Here is an 18334-nt window from a genome sequence, read left to right as displayed (position 1 = left end):
GGGTAAAGCATGAGAGTGTTGAAGTTCGGCGGTACATCAGTGGCAAATGCGGAGCGCTTTCTGCGTGTTGCCGATATTTTGGAAAGTAATGCCAGGCAGGGGCAAGTCGCAACCGTACTCTCTGCTCCCGCAAAAATTACCAACCATCTTGTCGCGATGATTGAAAAAACCATCTCCGGACAGGATGCAATTCCCAACATTAGCGATGCGGAGCGTATTTTCTCCGAGCTGCTGCAGGGGCTTTCAGATGCGCAGCCCGGCTTTCCGCTCGCACAACTCAAAACCGTGGTCGATGCCGAGTTCGCGCAGATCAAACATGTTCTGCACGGCATCAGTCTGCTGGGCCAGTGCCCGGACAGCATCAACGCTGCGCTTATCTGCCGCGGTGAAAAGCTCTCTATCGCGATTATGGCCGGGCTGCTGGAAGCGCGCGGTCATAAAGTGACGGTTATCGATCCGGTCGAAAAACTGCTCGCGGTCGGGCACTATCTCGAATCAACGGTCGATATCGCTGAATCCACGCGCCGTATCGAAGCGAGCCGTATTCCGCAGGATCATATGGTGCTGATGGCCGGTTTCACCGCGGGCAATGAGAAGGGCGAATTGGTGGTGCTCGGGCGTAACGGCTCCGATTACTCCGCCGCCGTGCTGGCCGCATGTTTACGCGCCGACTGTTGTGAAATCTGGACGGATGTGGACGGCGTATATACCTGCGACCCGCGCCAGGTGCCGGACGCCAGGCTGCTGAAGTCGATGTCCTATCAGGAAGCCATGGAGCTCTCCTACTTCGGCGCTAAAGTTCTTCACCCCCGCACCATTACCCCCATCGCCCAGTTCCAGATCCCATGCCTGATTAAAAACACCGGCAACCCGCAAGCACCAGGTACGCTGATTGGCGCCACCTCGGATGACGACGCACTGCCGGTTAAGGGCATCTCGAATCTTAACAATATGGCGATGTTCAGCGTTTCCGGTCCGGGAATGAAAGGGATGGTGGGCATGGCCGCCCGCGTCTTCGCTACCATGTCGCGCAACGGCATCTCCGTGGTGCTTATCACCCAATCTTCATCCGAGTACAGCATCAGCTTCTGCGTGCCGCAGTCCGACTGCGCCCGTGCGCAGCGCGCGATGAGTGAAGAGTTCTATCTTGAACTGAAAGAGGGATTACTGGAGCCGCTCGCCGTGATGGAGCGCCTGGCAATCATCTCCGTTGTCGGCGATGGCATGCGCACCTTACGCGGCATCTCGGCGAAATTCTTTGCCGCACTCGCACGCGCTAACATCAATATCGTGGCAATCGCCCAGGGCTCCTCCGAGCGCTCTATCTCTGTTGTGGTCAGCAATGACGATGCCACCACTGGTGTGCGCGTCACTCACCAGATGTTGTTCAACACCGATCAGGTGATTGAGGTCTTTGTGATCGGCGTCGGCGGCGTCGGCGGCGCATTGCTGGAGCAGCTGAAGCGTCAGCAAACGTGGCTGAAGAATAAGCATATCGATCTGCGCGTCTGCGGCGTCGCTAACTCAAGAGCGCTGTTGACCAATGTTCACGGGCTGAACCTGGACAACTGGCAGGCCGAGCTTGCCGAAGCGAAGGAGCCGTTCAACCTGGGCCGACTGATTCGTCTGGTCAAGGAGTACCACCTGCTGAACCCGGTAATCGTCGATTGCACCTCCAACCAGGCGGTCGCCGATCAGTATGCCGACTTCCTGCGCGAAGGTTTCCACGTCGTCACGCCGAACAAAAAAGCGAACACCTCGTCGATGGATTACTACCATCAGCTGCGCCGCGCCGCAGAGAAATCGCGCCGCAAATTCCTCTATGACACCAACGTTGGCGCGGGTCTGCCGGTGATTGAAAACCTGCAAAACCTGCTTAACGCCGGTGATGAGCTGCAACGTTTCTCCGGCATTCTCTCCGGCTCTTTATCCTTTATTTTCGGTAAGCTCGACGAAGGGATGAGCCTGTCGGAAGCGACAAAAGTGGCGCGCGAAATGGGCTACACCGAGCCGGATCCGCGTGACGATCTCTCCGGCATGGATGTCGCGCGTAAGTTATTGATCCTGGCGCGTGAAACCGGGCGTGAGCTGGAACTAACGGATATCGTGATCGAGCCGGTGCTGCCAGCAAGCTTCGATGATTCTGGCGATGTCGACAGCTTTATGGCGCGTCTGCCGTCGCTGGATGATGAGTTTGCCAGCCGCGTGGCGAAGGCCCGTGACGCTGGCAATGTGCTGCGTTATGTTGGCAACATTGAAGAGGATGGCACCTGCCGGGTGAAGATCGCCGAAGTCGACGGCAACGATCCGTTGTATAAAGTGAAAAACGGCGAGAACGCGCTGGCGTTTTACAGCCACTATTACCAGCCGTTGCCGCTGGTGCTGCGCGGTTACGGCGCGGGTAATGATGTTACGGCGGCGGGCGTGTTTGCCGACCTGCTGCGTACGCTTTCGTGGAAGTTAGGGGTCTGAGATGGTGAAGGTGTATGCGCCGGCGTCTAGCGCCAATATGAGCGTAGGGTTTGATGTCCTCGGCGCGGCGGTAACGCCGGTCGATGGCACGCTGTTAGGCGACACGGTCTCGGTGGAAGCTGCTGACCACTTTAGTCTGCAAAACAGAGGGCGTTTCGCCAGTAAGTTACCGAGCGAAGCGCGTGAGAATATCGTCTATCAATGCTGGGAGCTCTTTTGCCAGGAGATTGGCAAGCAGGTGCCGGTGGCGATGACGCTGGAAAAAAACATGCCGATCGGCTCCGGTCTCGGCTCCAGCGCCTGTTCGGTCGTGGCGGCGCTGGTGGCGATGAACGAGTTTTGCGGTAAACCGCTTGATGAGACGCGCATGCTGGCGCTGATGGGCGAGCTGGAAGGGCGCATCTCCGGCAGCGTGCATTACGACAACGTCGCGCCTTGTTATCTCGGCGGCATGCAGTTGATGATCGAGGAAGGCGGCATTATCAGCCAGCAGGTGCCATGCTTTGATGAGTGGTTATGGGTGCTTGCCTACCCGGGCATTAAAGTCTCGACGGCAGAAGCGCGCGCCATTTTACCGGCGCAGTATCGCCGTCAGGAGTGTATTGCTCACGGGCGTCACCTGGCTGGATTTATTCATGCCTGTTATTCCCGCCAGCCCGCGCTGGCGGCGAAATTGATGAAAGATGTGATTGCCGAACCCTATCGCATGAAGCTGCTGCCAGGCTTTGAGCAGGCGCGTCAGGCGGTGGCGGATATCGGCGCGCAGGCCTGCGGCATCTCCGGTTCGGGTCCAACGCTGTTTGCGTTGTGCGACAAGCCGGATACCGCGCAGCGCGTGGCCGACTGGCTCGGCAAACACTATCTGCAAAATCAGGAAGGCTTCGTTCATATTTGCCGGCTGGACACGGCGGGCGCAAGGGTAGTGGGATAACCAATGAAACTCTACAACTTAAAAGATCACAATGAGCAGGTCAGCTTCGCGCAGGCCGTCACACAAGGGCTGGGCAAAAATCAGGGGCTCTTCTTCCCGCACGATCTGCCGGAATTCAACCTGACGGAAATCGACGAGATGCTGGAGCAGGACTTCGTCAGCCGCAGCGCGAAGATCCTCTCTGCGTTCATCGGCGATGAGATCCCGCAGGAAGCGCTGGAAGCCCGCGTGCGCGCCGCCTTCGCTTTTCCGGCACCGGTAAAACCGGTCGAAAACGATATCGGCTGCCTGGAGCTGTTCCACGGGCCAACGCTGGCGTTTAAAGATTTCGGCGGGCGATTTATGGCGCAGATGCTGAGCGCCATCAGCGGCGACAAACCGGTCACCATTCTGACTGCGACCTCCGGCGACACCGGCGCGGCCGTTGCTCATGCCTTCTACGGCATGAAAAATGTGCGCGTGGTGATCCTCTACCCACAGGGCAAAATCAGCCCGCTGCAGGAGAAGCTCTTCTGTACGCTGGGTGGGAATATCGAAACGGTTGCCATTGATGCTGACTTTGACGCCTGCCAGGCGCTGGTCAAACAGGCTTTTGACGATGAAGAGCTGAAAAGCGCGCTGGGCCTTAACTCCGCCAACTCAATTAACATCAGCCGTCTGCTGGCGCAGGTGTGCTACTACTTCGAAGCAGTGGCGCAGCTGCCGCAAGAGGCGCGCAACCAGCTGGTGGTGTCGGTGCCAAGCGGCAACTTCGGCGATCTCACTGCGGGTCTGCTGGCGAAATCACTCGGCTTGCCGGTGAAGCGTTTTATCGCCGCCACCAACGCCAACGACACCGTGCCGCGTTTCCTGAAAGAGGGCGAGTGGCAGCCAAAAGCGACGCAGGCGACGCTGTCAAACGCGATGGATGTCAGCCAGCCGAACAACTGGCCGCGCGTGGAGGAGCTGTTCCGGCGTAAAATCTGGCGTCTGAACGAGCTGGGTTACGCGGCGGTGGATGATGAAACCACCAAAGCGACGATCGTTGAGCTGAAAGAGAAGGGCTACGTCTCAGAGCCTCACGCCGCAATTGCTTACCGCGCCCTGCGCGATCAGCTTCATCCGGGGGAATATGGCCTGTTCCTCGGCACTGCGCATCCGGCGAAGTTCAAAGAGAGCGTAGAAGCGATCCTTGGCGAAACGCTGCCGCTGCCGAAAGAGCTGGCTGACCGCGCGGATCTGCCGCTGCTCTCCCACTCCCTGCCTGCGGATTTTGCGGCGTTACGTCAGCTGATGATGCAAAAAGCGTAATCTCAGGCGTCCTCCACTGACCGGTGGGGGACGCTTTTCCGCTTACTGTTCGTGGCGCTTGAACACCAGTTCGTCTGGCGTTGAGGCCGCCTCATCAAAGAAGTACCCTTCGCGGTCAAAGCCCGTTAGCTGCTCCGGCTTCGTCAGACGCTGCTCAATGATGTAGCGGCTCATCAGGCCGCGCGCTTTTTTGGCGTAGAAGCTGATGACCTTAAACGTGCCGTTTTTCTCATCGAGAAACACCGGTTTGATGATGCGCGCATTGAGCTTTTTCGGCTTCACAGCGCGGAAATACTCATCGGACGCCAGGTTCACCACAATCTCATCGCCCTGTTGGGCCAGCGCCTCATTCAAGGTATCGGTGATGATATCGCCCCAGAACTGGTAGAGATCTTTGCCTCTCTCATTCTCAAAACGAATGCCCATCTCCAGACGATAGGGCTGCATCAAATCGAGCGGACGCAGCACGCCATACAGGCCGGATAACATGCGCAAATGTTTTTGGGCGAAGTCAAAATCTGCATCGCTGAAGGTCTCCGCCTGCAGGCCGGTATAAACATCGCCTTTAAACGCCAGCAGCGCCTGACGCGCGTTTTCCGGTGTGAAATCGGGCTGCCAGTCGTGAAAACGGGTGGCATTGAGGTCGGCGAGCTTATCGCTTATCCCCATCAGCTTTTTAATCTGCGGCGCGGAAAGCGTGCGGGCGGTCTTAATCAGCTGTTGAGAGTGCTCCAGCAGTGCTGGCTGGGTGTAGCGCTCGGTTGCCAGCGGGCTCTGGTAATCGAGCGTCTTGGCAGGTGAAATCAAAATCAGCATGCTCACTCCTTGCTGTGTGAGAAATTTCCGCTGACTTTAACAAAAAAATCACCTGGCTTGATCGATAGTTGCGATTAGCGAGACGAAGGGGGAAGCGAGTCCCAACTGCCTGGCGCCAGCTGACGCTGAATCTCCGGATAACGCTGCGGGTTAAACACCGGCTCGACGCCGAGTTTACGCTGGCGCAGATAGTCCCCCGCCAGCAGCTTAACCACCGGCGACAGCAGCAGGATGGCGGTCAGGTTAATCATCGCCATCAGCGCCATCACCACATCGGCGATATGCCAAATCAGCGGTACGCTGACCAGTGAACCGCACAGCACCATTAACACCACCACGCCTCGCAGCAGCATCAGGTTGCCACGGCTGTTGTGGCCTAAAAAGATCAGGTTGTTCTCGGCATAGAGATAGTTGGCGAGGATCGAGGTAAAGGCGAACAGCAGCACCACCAGCGCGAGAAACCCGGCGCTCCAGCCGCCCGCAAGAGAGACCATCGCCTGCTGCATCAACTGGATGCCAATAAGATTGCTCTCTGCCGACCCGTTACCTGCCAGCAGCAGCATCATCGCGCTGGCGGTGCAGACCAGAAAGGTATCCGTCAGCACACCAATCATCTGCACAATGCCTTGCGCAACGGGGTGGGGCGGGGAGGAGGCTGCCATCGCTGCGGCATTCGGTGAGGAGCCCATTCCGGCTTCGTTAGTCGACATGCTGCGCTGAAAGCCGCTGGTCATCGCCTGGCTCAGCGTCCATGCCATGGTGCCGGTCGCCGCCTCTTGCCAGCCGAAGGCACTTTTAAAAATGGTCTCGAAGACTTCCGGTAACAGGCTGGCATGCCAGAGGCTGATGCTGAAACTCACCGCAACCCATGCCAGCGCAATCAGCGGCACCATCCACTGCATCAGACGGGAGAGCACCGCCAGGCCACGGGTCATAAACAGCAGGCAGCCCACCGCCAGCACCAGCCCGGTCAGCGTACCCGGCACCTGCCAGGCGAAGTGAACGGCGCGCGTCACCACGCTGGATTGAATGGTGTTAAACACCAGCCCATAAGCGAGGAGCAGGAAAATGGAGAAGAGCACGCCCATCCAGCGCATGCCTAGGCCGCGCGCCATATACCAGGCCGGGCCGCCGCGCAGTTGGTTATTGGCATCGCGCTCTTTATAGAGCTGGGCCAGCGCGCACTCGGCGAAACTGGTCGCCATGCTGATAAGCGCCGCGATCCACATCCAGAAGATCGCGCCCGGGCCGCCGGCAGTGAGCGCAAACGCCACGCCCGCCAGGTTGCCGCTGCCTAAGCGCGTCGCCAGGCTCAGGCAGAGCGCCTGCCACGAGGTAAGGGCACCGGGCGGTACGCTACGGCCGCTTTTCAGACTTTTGCCAAAGTCGCGGAAAAAACGAAACGGGACAAACAGGCTGCGAAATGCAAACCAGATACCCGCCGCTGCCAGAAGGTATACCATCAGCGATCCCCACAGGATCTCACTGATAAAAGAGAAGAATTCTGGCATTAACGACCCTCTTGTCGATGCCGGGGGAGGTAACCTGCGACGGCGCGTTTACAACGGGCTTATCCCTTCGCAGGCAATTAATCAGGGAGTTTATCATACAATGCCACCTGCATTGTCTGCGGTTGCGCTGACAGGGCGTCGTGTTATCATCTTGCCAGACCGGTTACATCCCCCTAACAAGTATACTCGTCATACTTCTCGTTCAGGTGCGCTGGCAGCCTTTGCGCCCGACAAGCCATAAAGGCGTCATCGGTCTCGACGTGATTTATTCAGGGTATCGTTTAAAGAGAAACATTATCATGACGGATAAATTGACCTCCCTGCGTCAGTACACAACAGTCGTGGCTGATACCGGAGATATCGCGGCAATGAAGCTCTATCAGCCGCAGGATGCTACAACCAACCCTTCTCTGATCCTTGGGGCAGCCCAAATCCCGGAATACCGTAAACTGATTGACGAAGCTGTGACCTGGGCGCGCAGCCAGAGCAGCGATCGCGCGCAGCAAGTGGTTGATGCGTCTGACCGCCTGGCCGTTAACATCGGTCTGGAAATCCTCAAACTGATCCCGGGCCGTATCTCTACTGAAGTTGACGCGCGCCTCTCTTACGACACCGAAGGCTCCATCGCCAAAGCCAAACGCCTGATCAAAATGTATAACGATGCAGGCATCAGCAACGATCGTATCCTGATCAAGCTGGCTTCCACCTGGCAGGGCATTCGCGCAGCAGAACAGCTGGAAAAAGAGGGCATCAACTGTAACCTGACGCTGCTCTTCTCCTTCGCCCAGGCGCGTGCCTGTGCCGAAGCGGGCGTCTACCTGATCTCCCCGTTCGTAGGCCGTATTCTTGACTGGTACAAAGCTAATACCGACAAGAAAGAGTACGCTCCGGCAGAAGATCCGGGCGTGGTTTCCGTGAGCGAAATCTACCAGTATTACAAAGAGCACGGGTATGAAACCGTGGTGATGGGCGCAAGCTTCCGTAACACCGGCGAAATCATTGAGCTGGCTGGCTGTGACCGTCTGACCATCGCCCCGGCGCTGCTGAAAGAGCTTTCAGAAAGCGAAGGCGCGCTGGAGCGCAAACTGTCGTACACCGGCGAAGTGAAGGCACGTCCGGAGCGCATCAGCGAAGCGGAATTCCTGTGGCAGCACAACCAGGATCCGATGGCGGTTGATAAACTGGCTGACGGTATCCGCAAGTTTGCCGTTGACCAGGAAAAACTGGAAAAAATGATCGGCGATCTGCTGTAATCATCAGGCGTGGCCGGGCTCCCGGTCACGCTTCTTCTCTCCACTCTGTTTGCCTCTCCCCTCAGCGTGTATCATTCCGTAAACGGTTTTATGCAACGGAATAATTATGGACACACTACGCATTGGTTTAGTTTCGGTTTCCGATCGCGCCTCCAGCGGCGTTTATGAAGATAAAGGTTTGCCCGCGCTTGAGGCATGGCTGGCATCGGCCTTAACCACCCCTTTTCACATCGAAACGCGCCTGATCCCTGACGAGCAGACAATCATTGAGCAAACGTTATGTGAGCTGGTGGATGAGATGAGCTGTCATCTGGTGCTGACCACCGGCGGAACCGGCCCGGCACGCCGCGACGTGACGCCTGATGCCACCCTTGCCGTTGCCGATCGTGAGATGCCCGGCTTTGGCGAGCAGATGCGCCAGATCAGCCTCAACTTTGTACCGACGGCCATTCTTTCGCGCCAGGTGGGCGTGATCCGCAAACAGGCGCTGATCCTTAACCTGCCAGGCCAGCCGAAATCGATTAAAGAGACCCTCGAAGGGCTGAAAAGCGAGAGCGGTGAAGTGAAAGTGGCGGGCATTTTTGCCAGTGTACCGTATTGTGTACAGCTTCTTGATGGTCCGTATGTGGAGACAGATCCGCAGGTCGTAGCAGCTTTTCGTCCTAAAAGCGCAAGGCGCGAAACTTTATCCTGAAAGCAGCGCTTTTCTGACATATGCGATCCCGGCGGTGGCGTATTGATATTTTTACGGTATAGTCATTTTTAGTTTACATAACCCGTAAAAATATAATCGTTCACTCTTATCAACGGTTCGCTATGTCACATTACACACGCCCTCTGAATAAACAGGATTATAAAACCCTGACCCTCGCCGCCCTCGGCGGGGCGCTGGAGTTTTACGATTTCATTATCTTCGTCTTTTTCGCCGCTGTGGTCGGGGAGCTCTTCTTCCCGGCCGATATCCCCGAGTGGCTGCGCCAGGTGCAGACCTTTGGGATTTTCGCCGCCGGTTATCTGGCGCGCCCGCTGGGCGGTATTGTGATGGCGCACTTCGGCGATCTGGTCGGGCGCAAGAAGATGTTCACCCTCAGCATACTGCTGATGGCGCTGCCAACGCTGGCGATTGGCCTGCTGCCGACCTATGCCTCAATGGGCATTGTTGCGCCGCTGCTGCTGCTGTTAATGCGCGTGTTGCAGGGCGCAGCGATTGGTGGCGAAGTGCCTGGAGCATGGGTGTTTGTCGCTGAGCATGTCCCGGCGCGCCGCATCGGTATTGCCTGCGGCACGCTGACGGCGGGCTTAACGGTTGGCATCCTGCTGGGTTCGGTGGTTGCCACGCTGGTCAACACCAGCATGACGCAGCAGGCGATCCACGATGGTGGCTGGCGTATCCCCTTCCTGCTTGGCGGCGCGTTCGGGCTGGTGGCAATGTATTTACGCCGTTGGCTGCGTGAGACGCCCATTTTCCTGGAGATGCAGCAGCGCAAAGCGCTGGCGCAGGAGTTGCCGGTAAAAGCGGTGGTGCTGAAGCACAAAAAGGCAGTGGTAGTTTCGATGCTGCTGACCTGGCTGCTCTCGGCCGGAATTGTGGTGGTCATTCTGATGTCGCCGGTCTGGCTGCAAAAGCAGTATGGCTTCGCGCCCGCCCTGACCTTACAGGCAAATAGCATTGCCACGATCATGCTCTGCTTTGGTTGTCTGGCGGCCGGGCTGTTAGTTGATCGCTTTGGTGCCAGCCGCACCTTTATCGTCGGCAGTCTGCTACTCGCCGCCGCCAGCTGGCTCTTCTATCACCGCGTTGGTAGCCACCCGGAACAACTCTTTATGCTCTATGGCCTGGTCGGGTTGTGCGTCGGCGTTGTGGGTGCTGTGCCTTATGTGATGGTGCGCGCCTTTCCGGCGGAGGTGCGTTTTACCGGCATCTCTTTCTCTTACAACGTCTCCTATGCCATCTTCGGCGGGCTGACGCCGATTGCGGTGACGATGCTGATGAGCGTCTCGCCGATGGCTCCGGCCTGGTATGTGCTGGCGCTCTCCCTGATGGGGTTTGGCTTAGGCATCTGGCTGCGCCAGGATCTGCATCATGCCGATAGCGTGGCCGACACCCCGCTCGAATCCTTATAAAAAAAACGGAGCCTTCAGGCTCCGTTTTTTATTGCTGGCACTTGAACGAATCAGTGCTTTTCGCCAATCGGCAGCACGGTGCGGCCAAACTGTTCGTTCAGCACTTCACCCATCGCCAGGTAGATGGCGCTGGCACCGCAGACGAGGCCAATCCAGCCTGCGATATGAACGATGTTTTCGTTATCCGCCAGATGTCCCACCGCCAGCAGCGCAAACAGCACCGTCAGGCTCAGGAAGACAAACTGCAGCATGCGCGCGCTTTTCAGCGTGCCGAAGAACATAAACAGGGTAAAGACGCCCCAGATGGCTAAATAGACGCCGAGGAAGTGGCCGTTGGTCGCCTCTGTCAGCCCCATTTTCGGGAACAGCAGAATTGCTACCAGCGTCAACCAGAAAGAACCGTAAGAGGTAAAAGCCGTTAAGCCGAAGGTGTTGCCTTTTTTATACTCAAGCAGGCCGGCAAAAATTTGTGCGATACCACCATAGAAAATGCCCATCGCCAGGATAATGACATCCATCGGGAATAGACCAATATTGTGCAGGTTAAGCAGAATAGTGGTCATGCCGAAGCCCATTAAGCCCAGCGGAGCCGGATTAGCCAACTTAGTGTTGCCCATAATTCCTCAAAAGAATCAATTGATAAAGGGGAGAAATAATTACCCCGCGGGCGTTTTCTGCAAGCGGGGCGCGGCATCATAAATAGCGCTACCGGGCCTGTCTATGATCTGAACAGGTGGAAATTAAAAATTTTTTTATTGTCTCCCCCTTGATGCGCGGCGCGGCGACCCCATCTTGTAGTCAACCGCATTTTGTGTGCTTGCAAAAAAATCAATACAGGGCAGTTGAAACCGTGAGGTTTGCCCTTATTACAGGTTCACAACCAGCTGATGACGAATTTTTAGTGGAGACGTTTAGATGGGTAAAATTATTGGTATCGACCTTGGGACAACCAACTCTTGTGTAGCCATCATGGATGGAGCTCAGGCGCGTGTGCTTGAGAACGCCGAGGGCGATCGCACCACGCCTTCCGTAATTGCGTACACACAGGATGGCGAGACTCTGGTAGGTCAGCCGGCTAAACGTCAGGCAGTGACGAACCCGCAAAACACGCTGTTTGCGATCAAGCGCCTGATTGGCCGTCGCTTCCAGGACGAAGAAGTCCAGCGTGACGTATCTATCATGCCTTACAAAATCATGGCAGCCGACAACGGCGACGCCTGGATTGATGTGAAAGGCAACAAAATGGCACCGCCGCAGATCTCTGCTGAAGTGCTGAAAAAAATGAAGAAAACGGCGGAAGATTACCTGGGTGAACCGGTAACTGAAGCGGTTATCACTGTTCCGGCTTACTTTAACGATGCGCAGCGTCAGGCGACCAAAGACGCCGGCCGTATCGCGGGCCTGGAAGTAAAACGTATTATCAACGAACCGACAGCGGCAGCGCTGGCTTACGGTCTGGATAAAGAGACCGGTAACCGCACTATCGCGGTATACGACCTGGGCGGCGGTACCTTCGATATCTCCATCATCGAAATCGACGATGTAGACGGTGAAAAAACCTTCGAAGTACTGGCGACCAACGGTGACACCCACCTCGGTGGTGAAGACTTCGACAGCCGTCTGATCAACTACCTGGTGGAAGAGTTCAAGAAAGATCAGGGTATCGATCTGCGCAACGATCCGCTGGCAATGCAGCGCCTGAAAGAAGCGGCAGAGAAAGCGAAAATCGAGCTCTCTTCTGCACAGCAGACCGACGTGAACCTGCCGTACATCACCGCAGACGCGACCGGTCCGAAACACATGAACATCAAAGTGACTCGCGCGAAACTGGAAAGCCTGGTTGAAGACCTGGTAAGCCGTTCTATCGAGCCGCTGAAAGTTGCGCTGCAGGATGCGGGCCTCTCCGTTTCTGACATCAACGACGTGATCCTGGTCGGTGGCCAGACCCGTATGCCGATGGTGCAGAAAAAAGTGGCTGAGTTCTTCGGCAAAGATCCGCGTAAAGACGTGAACCCGGATGAAGCGGTAGCTATCGGTGCTGCGGTTCAGGGCGGCGTTCTGACCGGTGAAGTTAAAGACGTTCTGCTACTGGACGTTACCCCGCTGTCGCTGGGTATCGAAACCATGGGTGGCGTGATGACTCCGCTGATCAACAAAAACACCACCATCCCGACCAAGCACAGCCAGGTGTTCTCTACTGCGGAAGACAACCAGTCTGCGGTAACCATCCACGTGCTGCAGGGTGAGCGTAAACGCGCCTCCGATAACAAATCGCTGGGCCAGTTCAACCTCGATGGTATCAACCCGGCGCCGCGCGGCATGCCGCAGATCGAAGTGACCTTCGATATCGACGCCGATGGTATTCTGCACGTCTCTGCGAAAGACAAGAATACCAACCGTGAGCAGAAGATCACCATCAAGGCTTCTTCTGGTCTGAACGAGGATGAAATCCAGAAAATGGTGCGTGACGCGGAAGCGAACGCCGAGTCTGATCGTAAGTTCGAAGAGCTGGTACAGACCCGTAACCAGGGCGATCATCTGCTGCACAGCACCCGTAAGCAGGTTGAAGAAGCAGGCGACCAACTGCCGGCTGAAGACAAAACTGCAATTGAGTCTGCGCTGAGCGAGCTGGAAACTGCGCTGAAAGGCGAAGATAAAGCGGCCATCGACGCCAAAATGCAGGCGCTGGCACAGGTTTCCCAGAAACTGATGGAAATCGCCCAGCAGCAGCACGCACAGCAGCAGGCGGGCGGCGCTGATGCTTCTGCGAACAACGCCAACGCGGCGAAAGATGACGACGTGGTTGACGCCGAGTTCGAAGAAGTTAAAGACAAAAAGTAATCGCCCTTATGCAGGGTAGATAACCAGCACGGGCGTCGGAGTTTTCTCCACGCCCGTGCTCGTATGTTAAGGGGCAGATAAACCGATGGCGAAGCAAGATTATTACGAGATTCTCGGCGTGTCGAAAACGGCCGAAGAGTCTGAGATCAAAAAGGCGTACCGACGCCTGGCCATGAAATTTCACCCGGACCGCAACCAGGGCGATAAAGAGGCCGAAAGCAAATTCAAAGAGATCAACGAAGCCTATAAGGTCCTGACCGATCCCCAGAAACGCGCGGCGTACGATCAGTACGGTCATGCGGCCTTTGAGCAGGGCGGCGGCGGCGGTGGATACGGCGGCGGCGGCTTTGGCGGCGGTGCCGACTTCAGCGACATCTTTGGCGATGTCTTTGGCGACATCTTCGGCGGCGGTCGTGGCCGTCAGCGCGCGGCGCGTGGTTCCGATCTGCGTTACACCATGGAGCTGACGCTGGAAGAAGCGGTACGCGGCGTCACGAAAGAGATCCGTATCCCGACGCTGGAAGAGTGCGACATCTGCCACGGCAGCGGTGCAAAAGCGGGTACCCAGCCGCAGACCTGTCCGACCTGTCATGGCTCCGGCCAGGTGCAGATGCGCCAGGGCTTCTTTGCCGTACAGCAGACCTGTCCGCACTGTCAGGGCCGCGGTACGCTGATTAAAGATCCGTGCAACAAATGTCACGGCCACGGTCGCGTTGAGAAATCCAAAACCCTCTCCGTGAAGATCCCGGCAGGGGTGGATACTGGCGATCGTATTCGTCTGAGTGGCGAAGGCGAAGCGGGCGAGCATGGCGCGCCGGCAGGCGATCTCTACGTTCAGGTGCAGGTGAAACAGCACCCGATCTTCGAGCGTGAAGGTAATAACCTCTACTGCGAAGTGCCGATCAACTTTGCTATGGCGGCGCTGGGCGGCGAAATCGAAGTTCCGACGCTGGATGGTCGCGTGAAGCTGAAAGTGCCGAGCGAAACCCAGACCGGGAAGCTGTTCCGCATGCGCGGTAAAGGCGTGAAATCCGTGCGCGGTGGCGCGCAGGGCGATCTGCTGTGCCGCGTGGTCGTAGAGACGCCGGTCGGCCTGAACGAGAAGCAGAAACAGCTGTTGCAGGATCTGCAGGACAGCTTTGGTGGCCCGACGGGGGAAAACAACAGCCCGCGCTCCAAAAGCTTCTTCGACGGCGTCAAAAAATTCTTCGACGACCTGACGCGCTAAGCGTCCCGTATCACCTCTCTTTATCAACCCGGCGCTGCCGGGTTTTTTTTATCCGCTGGCATACCTCGGGAAAACAGAGCTGATAAGCAATAATAATCTGTTTTTAACGAAGAGTAGCGAGGAGTAAGATAGCCGCCACGACGTTACAGGGAGTGAGAGAATCCGATGAAGTTTTTGCACCGTTTTTTAAATAGCGATGCCTCAGGTGGCATCGTGCTGATTTGTGCCGCCGCGCTGGCCATGCTCTGCGCGAACCTCAGCGCGACGCAGGAGATTTACAGCTCGTTTTTACAGACTCCGGTCCAGCTGAAAGTCGGGGCGCTTGAGATTAATAAAGACATGCTGTTGTGGATTAACGATGCGCTGATGGCGATCTTTTTCCTGATGGTCGGTCTGGAAGTGAAATATGAACTGGTTGAGGGAACGCTCGCCAGCCGTCAGCAGGCGGTATTCCCGGTGATTGCCGCGTTGGGTGGGATGGTCGCACCAGCGCTCATCTTCCTGCTGTTTAATGGTCATAACCCGCTGGCAAGCCACGGCTGGGCCATTCCTACCGCGACCGATATTGCTTTTGCCCTTGGCGTGCTGGCGCTGTTAGGTAATCGTGTCCCGCCGGTACTGAAAGTGTTTCTGATGGCGCTGGCGATCATTGACGATCTCGGCGCGATTGTGATTATTGCACTCTTCTATACCAGCGATCTCTCGACTCTGGCGCTGGGCGTTGCCGCGACCGCTATCGCCGTGCTGGCAATCATGAACGCGCTCAACGTGCGCCGCATCGGTCTCTATATGTTAGTGGGCGTTGTGCTGTGGACGGCGGTGCTGAAATCCGGGGTTCATGCCACGCTTGCGGGCGTTATCGTCGGTTTCTTTGTGCCGTTGAAGAAAGAGAACGGCGTGTCGCCGTTACATCAGCTGAGCGATGCCATTAGCCCGTGGGTCGCCTGGCTTATCCTGCCGCTGTTTGCCTTTGCCAACGCCGGGGTTTCCCTGAACGGTATGTCCCTTGCTGGTCTGACAGATGTGCTGCCGCTGGGGATTATTGCCGGTCTGGTGATCGGTAAGCCGCTCGGCATTTCGCTCTTCTGCTGGCTGGCGCTGCGTTTGAAACTGGCGAAGCTGCCGCATGGCGCGGTGTTCAAACAGATTATGGCGGTTGGCGTGCTGTGCGGTATCGGCTTTACCATGTCGATCTTTATCTCGTCGCTCGCTTTTGGCGATGCCCATGCAGATATGATCGCCTGGAGCAAGCTGGGCATTCTCACCGGCTCGGTTATCTCGGCCGTGGCGGGTTACTGCCTGCTGCGTACGCGCATTATCCGCCCGGCGCAGTAACGTAAAGGTAGAGCGCCATGTCATATATTAATTACAACCATCTGTACTACTTCTGGCATGTCTACCGGGAAGGCTCCGTCGTTGGCGCGGCGGAGGCGCTTTACTTAACGCCGCAGACCATCACCGGGCAGATCAAAGCGCTGGAGGAGCGGCTGCAGGGCAAGCTCTTTAAACGCAAAGGGCGGGGGCTGGAAGCTACCGAACTGGGGCAACTGGTATTTCGCTATGCCGATAAGATGTTCGCGTTGAGCCAGGAGATGCTCGATATCATTAACTACCGCAAAGAGGCGAACCTGCTGTTTGATGTCGGCGTGGCGGATGCGCTCTCGAAGCGGCTGGTGAGCGGCATTCTTGATGCCGCCGTGCAGGAAGGCGAGCCGATTCATCTGCGCTGTTTTGAATCAACGCACGAGTTGCTGCTGGAACAGTTAAGTCAGCATAAGCTGGATATGATTATCTCTGATTGCCCCATCGACTCTGCGCAGCAGGAGGGGCTCTTTTCGGTGAAGATTGGCGAATGCAGCGTCAGCTTCTGGAGCAGCGGCCCGGCACCAGAGCTGCCGTTTCCCGCCTGCCTTGAAACGCGTCGGTTATTAATTCCCGGTCGCCGCTCAATGCTCGGCCGCAAGCTGATGAACTGGTTTCATGTGCAGAACCTGCAGGTGGAGATCCTCGGCGAGTTTGATGATGCTGCGCTGATGAAGGCCTTTGGCGCAAAACATGATGCCATCTTTGTTGCGCCGACCTCTTATGGCGACGACTTCTATGCCGATGCGCGCATGGTGGAGATAGGCAGGCTCGACAACGTGCAGGAGGAGTATCACGCGATTTTTGCTGAACGTATGATCCAGCATCCGGCGGTGCAGCGCATCTGCAATCGCGACTACTCGGCGCTCTTCGCGCTCCATCAGAAATGAAAAAACCCGCCGAAGCGGGTTTTTTTACAAAGCGAACAGCGAAGCGATTAAGCCAGGCTGTTGATACGCGCGGTCAGGTTAGCCTTATGACGCGCTGCTTTGTTTTTGTGGATCAGACCTTTAGCGGCCTGACGATCCACGATCGGTTGCATTTCGTTAAATGCATTCTGCGCAGCGGCTTTGTCGCCAGCTTCAATTGCTGCGTATACTTTCTTAACGAAAGTACGCATCATTGAGCGACGGCTAGCGTTGTGCTTGCGAGCCTTTTCAGACTGAACGGCGCGCTTCTTAGCTGATTTGATATTAGCCAAGGTCCAACTCCCAAATATGATCTTTATGGACAATTCAAAGGCCGGGGAATATGCCCTTTTAGCCTTCTTTTGTCAATGGATTTGTGCAAATAAGCGCCGTTAAGCAACGACGCTCGTTACGTAGTGATGGCGCAGGATTCTAACAGCTTGCGTGTCGCGAATACAGCTTTTCCACCAGAAAAATCGTGCATAACGGCAGATTCTCACCACAGCCAGCGGCAGCCTGATGAAAAGCCTCTCCTTTCTGGCGCGATAAGGCAATCGCCGGTTAACGTTGCCCGCTGTACAAGGTATAATCCGACGATTTTCACTGTTTTGAGCCAGACATGAAGCTGATACGCGGCATACATAACCTCAGTCATGCACCGCACGGGTGTGTGCTGACTATTGGTAATTTCGACGGCGTACATCGCGGTCATCAGGCGTTGCTACAGGGGCTGGGCGCAGAAGGGCGCGCGCGTGGCCTGCCGGTGGTGGTGATGATTTTTGAACCGCAGCCGCTGGAGCTGTTCGCCGGGGAGAAATCTCCCGCGCGGCTGACGCGTCTGCGCGAGAAGCTTCGCTGGCTGGCCGAATGCGGCGTGGAGTATGTTCTCTGCCTGCGCTTCGACAGGCGTTTTGCGGCGCTGACCGCACAAACCTTTGTTAGCGACCTGCTGGTCGACCGCCTCGGTGTGAAATTTCTCGCAGTCGGTGACGATTTCCGTTTTGGCGCTGGTCGCCAGGGGGATTTCTTGTTATTACAGAAGGCCGGCGAGAAATATGGCTTTGACGTCACCAGTACGCAAACCTTCTGCGAAGGCGGCGTGCGGGTGAGCAGCACCGCGATTCGCCAGGCGCTGGCGAACGATGACCTGGCGCTTGCCGAGAATCTGCTTGGCCGCCCGTTCAGCATCTCCGGGCGCGTTGTCCACGGCGATGCGCTGGGGCGCACCATCGGTTTTCCGACGGCGAATGTGCCGCTGCGCCGCCAGGTCTCCCCGGTAAAAGGGGTCTACGCGGTTGAAGTGGCGGGCCTCGGCGATACGCTGCTGCCGGGCGTTGCCAATATTGGTACCCGTCCGACGGTGGCAGGTATTCGCCAGCAGCTGGAAGTGCACCTGCTGGATGTTGCAATGGACCTTTATGGTCGCCATATAGACGTAGTACTGCGTAAAAAAATACGTAACGAACAGCGCTTTGCTTCCCTCGATGAACTGAAGGCGCAAATCGCCCGAGATGAGGTAGCGGCCCGTGAGTTTTTTGGGCTATCTAAACCGGCTTCTTAAGGCCTGGTGGTATTAATCAAACCGAAATACGGAACCG

The 18334-nt window shown here is 56.7% G+C and carries 15 protein-coding genes; 11 read left to right on the top strand and 4 right to left on the bottom strand.

What is annotated here, in order from left to right; all coding sequences use genetic code 11:
- Window positions 1-9: 9 nt before the first annotated feature.
- The 3 genes from thrA to thrC are packed head-to-tail and all read left to right on the top strand — an operon-like array spanning window position 10 to window position 4693.
- The gene (gene thrA / locus EH164_RS18910; protein WP_124969911.1) at window positions 10-2472 is read left to right on the top strand and encodes a bifunctional aspartate kinase/homoserine dehydrogenase I; all 2463 of its coding nucleotides are present in this window, start codon (window positions 10-12) and stop codon (window positions 2470-2472) included.
- Window position 2473: 1 nt separating this feature from the next.
- Window positions 2474-3403, top strand: coding sequence for a homoserine kinase (thrB, locus tag EH164_RS18905; RefSeq protein WP_124969908.1), 930 nt, complete (start codon window positions 2474-2476; stop codon window positions 3401-3403).
- Between the two features lie 3 nt (window positions 3404-3406).
- Window positions 3407-4693, top strand: a complete 1287-nt coding sequence (gene thrC / locus EH164_RS18900; RefSeq protein WP_042713419.1) for a threonine synthase — start codon at window positions 3407-3409, stop codon at window positions 4691-4693.
- 42 nt (window positions 4694-4735) lie between these two features.
- Here thrC and yaaA read toward each other — a convergent pair whose 3' ends face one another.
- Window positions 4736-5509 carry a peroxide stress protein YaaA gene (yaaA, locus tag EH164_RS18895; RefSeq protein WP_124969905.1) on the bottom strand — a complete coding sequence of 258 codons (774 nt, stop codon included), beginning with the start codon at window positions 5507-5509 and terminating at the stop codon, window positions 4736-4738.
- Between the two features lie 74 nt (window positions 5510-5583).
- Window positions 5584-7020, bottom strand: coding sequence for a sodium:alanine symporter family protein (locus EH164_RS18890; protein ID WP_124969902.1), 1437 nt, complete (start codon window positions 7018-7020; stop codon window positions 5584-5586).
- Between the two features lie 299 nt (window positions 7021-7319).
- On the opposite strand from EH164_RS18890, the gene tal reads away from it, so the two are divergent.
- From tal to EH164_RS18875, 3 genes are all read left to right on the top strand, one after another.
- Window positions 7320-8273 (top strand): transaldolase, encoded by a 954-nt coding sequence (gene tal / locus EH164_RS18885; protein WP_023480402.1) that lies wholly within the window; start codon window positions 7320-7322, stop codon window positions 8271-8273.
- Between the two features lie 106 nt (window positions 8274-8379).
- Entirely contained in the window at window positions 8380-8967 is a 588-nt protein-coding gene (gene mog / locus EH164_RS18880) for a molybdopterin adenylyltransferase (protein ID WP_124969899.1), read from the top strand.
- 122 nt (window positions 8968-9089) lie between these two features.
- A complete protein-coding gene (locus EH164_RS18875; RefSeq protein WP_124969896.1) occupies window positions 9090-10397 on the top strand; it encodes an MFS transporter in 1308 nt (435 codons plus the stop codon).
- Window positions 10398-10447: 50 nt separating this feature from the next.
- Here EH164_RS18875 and satP read toward each other — a convergent pair whose 3' ends face one another.
- On the bottom strand, window positions 10448-11014 hold the full coding sequence (gene satP, locus EH164_RS18870) for an acetate uptake transporter (RefSeq protein ID WP_042715340.1): 567 nt from the start codon (window positions 11012-11014) through the stop codon (window positions 10448-10450).
- A 298-nt stretch (window positions 11015-11312) separates the two neighbouring features.
- Between satP and dnaK the strand changes: the two genes are divergently transcribed.
- The 4 genes from dnaK to nhaR all read left to right on the top strand — a co-directional run bounded on the left by dnaK (window position 11313) and on the right by nhaR (window position 16718).
- Entirely contained in the window at window positions 11313-13238 is a 1926-nt protein-coding gene (gene dnaK, locus EH164_RS18865) for a molecular chaperone DnaK (protein WP_124969893.1), read from the top strand.
- Between the two features lie 85 nt (window positions 13239-13323).
- Entirely contained in the window at window positions 13324-14466 is a 1143-nt protein-coding gene (dnaJ, locus tag EH164_RS18860; protein ID WP_023480326.1) for a molecular chaperone DnaJ, read from the top strand.
- Between the two features lie 165 nt (window positions 14467-14631).
- Complete coding sequence (gene nhaA, locus EH164_RS18855; RefSeq protein WP_124969889.1) at window positions 14632-15801, top strand: Na+/H+ antiporter NhaA; 1170 nt, start codon at window positions 14632-14634, stop codon at window positions 15799-15801.
- Between the two features lie 17 nt (window positions 15802-15818).
- Window positions 15819-16718: a transcriptional activator NhaR gene (gene nhaR, locus EH164_RS18850; RefSeq protein ID WP_124969886.1), complete on the top strand. Its 900-nt coding sequence runs from the start codon at window positions 15819-15821 to the stop codon at window positions 16716-16718.
- A 47-nt stretch (window positions 16719-16765) separates the two neighbouring features.
- On the opposite strand, the gene rpsT is transcribed toward nhaR, so the two are convergent.
- Entirely contained in the window at window positions 16766-17029 is a 264-nt protein-coding gene (gene rpsT, locus EH164_RS18845) for a 30S ribosomal protein S20 (protein ID WP_023480327.1), read from the bottom strand.
- A gap of 326 nt (window positions 17030-17355) precedes the next feature.
- On the opposite strand from rpsT, the gene ribF reads away from it, so the two are divergent.
- Entirely contained in the window at window positions 17356-18297 is a 942-nt protein-coding gene (gene ribF / locus EH164_RS18835) for a bifunctional riboflavin kinase/FAD synthetase (protein WP_023480490.1), read from the top strand.
- Window positions 18298-18334: the final 37 nt, after the last annotated feature.

The sequence above is a fragment of the Kosakonia sp. CCTCC M2018092 genome (genome assembly GCF_003864115.1).
In the GTDB taxonomy this organism is placed as follows: Bacteria; Pseudomonadota; Gammaproteobacteria; order Enterobacterales; family Enterobacteriaceae; genus Kosakonia; species Kosakonia cowanii.
The sequence above is the reverse complement of the archived record's forward strand: the minus strand, read 5'-3'. Positions and strand labels throughout refer to the sequence as shown.